The organism is Empedobacter sp. UBA2044 (assembly GCF_002333005.1).
GTDB lineage: Bacteria > Bacteroidota > Bacteroidia > Flavobacteriales > Weeksellaceae > Empedobacter > Empedobacter falsenii_B.
The window spans coordinates 1-2,963 of sequence record NZ_DDBA01000013.1 but is presented as its reverse complement, the minus strand read 5'-3'; the positions used below and the strand labels follow the sequence as shown (position 1 = coordinate 2,963).

The 2,963-nt window shown below is 30.7% G+C and carries 2 protein-coding genes; both read left to right on the top strand.

Annotated elements, in window-relative coordinates:
• The first annotated feature begins 931 nt into the window (after positions 1-931).
• Positions 932-1,579, top strand: coding sequence for a DUF6266 family protein (locus B4E59_RS01355; protein ID WP_291050870.1), 648 nt, complete (start codon positions 932-934; stop codon positions 1,577-1,579).
• Positions 1,580-1,687: 108 nt separating this feature from the next.
• Positions 1,688-2,509, top strand: a complete 822-nt coding sequence (locus B4E59_RS01350) for a helix-turn-helix transcriptional regulator (protein ID WP_291050867.1) — start codon at positions 1,688-1,690, stop codon at positions 2,507-2,509.
• Positions 2,510-2,963 lie beyond the last annotated feature (454 nt).

The following is a 2,963-nucleotide window of genomic DNA, read 5'->3' as shown; positions in this document are numbered from 1 at the left end:
GACTTGTAATGCTTTGCATTCATGAATACCTTAAAAATAATAATAAATCATATGAATAACTTTTGATTACTTTTTGATCAAGCAAAAAGTAATATACCGAAGCTTATAAAGCTTCTCCTCTTAATCTCAAATGTTTTTTTATCAAGAAAAAAAATGAATGTAATAAAATAATGAACTACTAATTATCTTCTTGTTATCGTAAATTATGTTCAAAACCTCATCTTTTATGTCATTCTAAACTCAGTTACAGAACCCCGATTACTATGTTTACCGAAATATCGAAGTGCAGAATCTTTGTATCACTTTTTTTCTAATTCTAATCCACTTTTAACAACGAATTTAAAAAACCGTCATTGCTAAAAAGTCGAGCGTCAATTCGGCGTAAAGAGCGTTAAAAATGATTTATGTTCGCATTTCATATGCGAATGTTCTAAAGCATTTAGCGAATAGCCATTATTGACCGACTTGTAAGCATAGACTTGTAATGCTTTGCATTCATGAATACCATAAAATAATAATAAACCATATGAATAACTTTTTGGTTCGTTTTTTCATCAAGGAAAAAATGAATAATCTTAATCATGCCCCTCAACTTTTTGACACTCGCCTCCAAATCATATGACATTTTTATGATCCTTTTTCAAATAATTAATACTTAATACTTAATACATACTACTTTTTACATAATACATTTTACATAATACATTTCACATAATACATTTCACATAATACATTTCACATAATACATCACAACTACTACATTTCACAAATCTAAAATCTCAATTCTCACATCTAAAATCAATCATTCCCCTTCATCACCTACCAATTTCGTTCATGGATAACCATAAATCAACATCTTCAAATCATTCCTCATAATTTCGAACTGTTGCTGAACCAAATCAAATAAAGTTTAATTTAAAATCTATTAAAAATGGGAAAAATTACAGATTCTCTATTGTCGGGTACGCGAGGACGTACAGGACGAATTGTTGTTTCGAATATCGAAGGAAATGAAATTTCTCGTATACGACCACGAAAATCAAACCGTATACCAACACCAAAACAACAAGTCATAAAAGACAGATTCAATTTTGCTGTGCAGTTTATACAAGGGTATAAAGCATTGGCTAAAACCTATTACGGAAAAAGGGCTGGACTAAAATCACCTTATAATCAAGCCATGGCAAATTTATTACAATCTATGCCTTGTAATATGGATACGTTAACCTTTTCTATTGATTATGATGCTATTCAATTCACAAAAGGTAATTTACTCGAACCACAACCTGTAAATATTATTGCAGACGATCCACTATCGGCAACGATTACATGGACCAATAATGCAACAGAACTTGTGGATCAAAATGACACCTTGGTTATATTGTATGTAGAAGATGGGAATACAAAAGCACAATCAACGGTTGTACAAACAACTGTAAAACGCTCCGAAGAATCCTATGTACTCCAATTTCTACCCAAATATCAAGGAACAGATGTACATGTATGGATGAGTTTTTTATCCGTCATAAAGCAAGACGCTGCACCATCTGTTTACTTAGGTCAAGTCACTGTACTTTAATCACTTCCCCTCTACTTTTGGAGGGGATTTTTGTTTATATTATAATTTATTGTATATTAGACAAATACATCTTTACTACAACCATTTTCAATTTTAATTTTTAAGCGTATGAAAATTGAAGTATATGAAGAATATATTAAGTACCTGAACTTTTTTATTCATCGATATGGAGATGTAATCAAGAAAAATGAACCACAAGTCGAGGCAAAACAAGATATCCTAAACAAACAGTATATGCAAATGATTGAATATGCATTTGGTATTATTCAAAAAATCAATTTGTTTGCGATACAAGATTATCAATCACAACTTTTGTTTATTCCGAAATTAATCTTTTACTTCAATGATCTCTGCGAATGTCCATGTCCCCCAACCTTATCAATAGATTTTAATGTTGACATAGAAGCACTTTACAAACTTTTAAAAAACAACACACAAATCACTTATAATCAAAACCAATATTTTCCTTTTCTTATTGATATTTCAGGTTTATCACACGGCTACCACCATCTCGCTGGTTTTGTTCACCGTCACAAACAAAATCAATTTGCGTATTATTGTGTTTCGATCCAAGTCAAAAGCCAAGAATTGAAAGGAAACTGGAAAAAATTTTATCATATTCCCATTCAAAAACTCAAGTTAATTTACAAAGAATGCCTGCAAAAGAACCAAACACTTTATGCCTTTGCAACAGATACCGAATTTACTTACTATGAAATTCAGAAAGGATTCAACTACTATTTCAACTGCTCCTTTTCGGAATACGAACAAAAATTAAAAATGTTGAAAGCCTTAGAATTGATTATGTTTACCAATGCTCCATTCAAAGATATTACCATTCAAAGTGGTTTCTCCACTTATACTACCTTAAAACGTACATTTGCGAAACACCAAATTCCTTTAAAAGAAATCCCTCGATTAATTGTCTAAACTATCGAAGTACAGTCACATCTCACGGTCTTCTCGATGTTCGATGAGTTTATAGGTTAACGGTCTTGGTATAAGTTTTACGCTTAACGTTTTACGTATTTTTTTTTAGTTTTACGTGACACGTATTAAGTTCTACGTTTTTATTTTTATTCTTATTAATATTCAAATCCTTTTTTAACAAAGAATTTATAAACCGTCATTGCTGAAAAGTAGAGTTTCAATTCGGCGTAGTGAGCGATATGTTTACGTAATAAGTTTTACGTTTAACGTTTTACGTTTTCATCCTTTTTCAATATTCAAATCCACTTTTTATAACATTTGAGATTAAAAATTCTTTAATGTCACTTTTTTATTCATTCCTTATCTATTTTAATTAATTGCATTCATATGCCCTTCGGGGAACAGACTAAAAAGTAACCAAAAAGTCAAGGCCGTAAACCTCTCTACTAAAAAT

Coding starts and splice junctions, on each gene's coding strand:
- B4E59_RS01355 (WP_291050870.1), top strand. CDS start 932: ATGGGAAAAATTACAGATTCTCTATTGTCGGGTACGCGAGGACGTACA.
- B4E59_RS01350 (WP_291050867.1), top strand. CDS start 1,688: ATGAAAATTGAAGTATATGAAGAATATATTAAGTACCTGAACTTTTTT.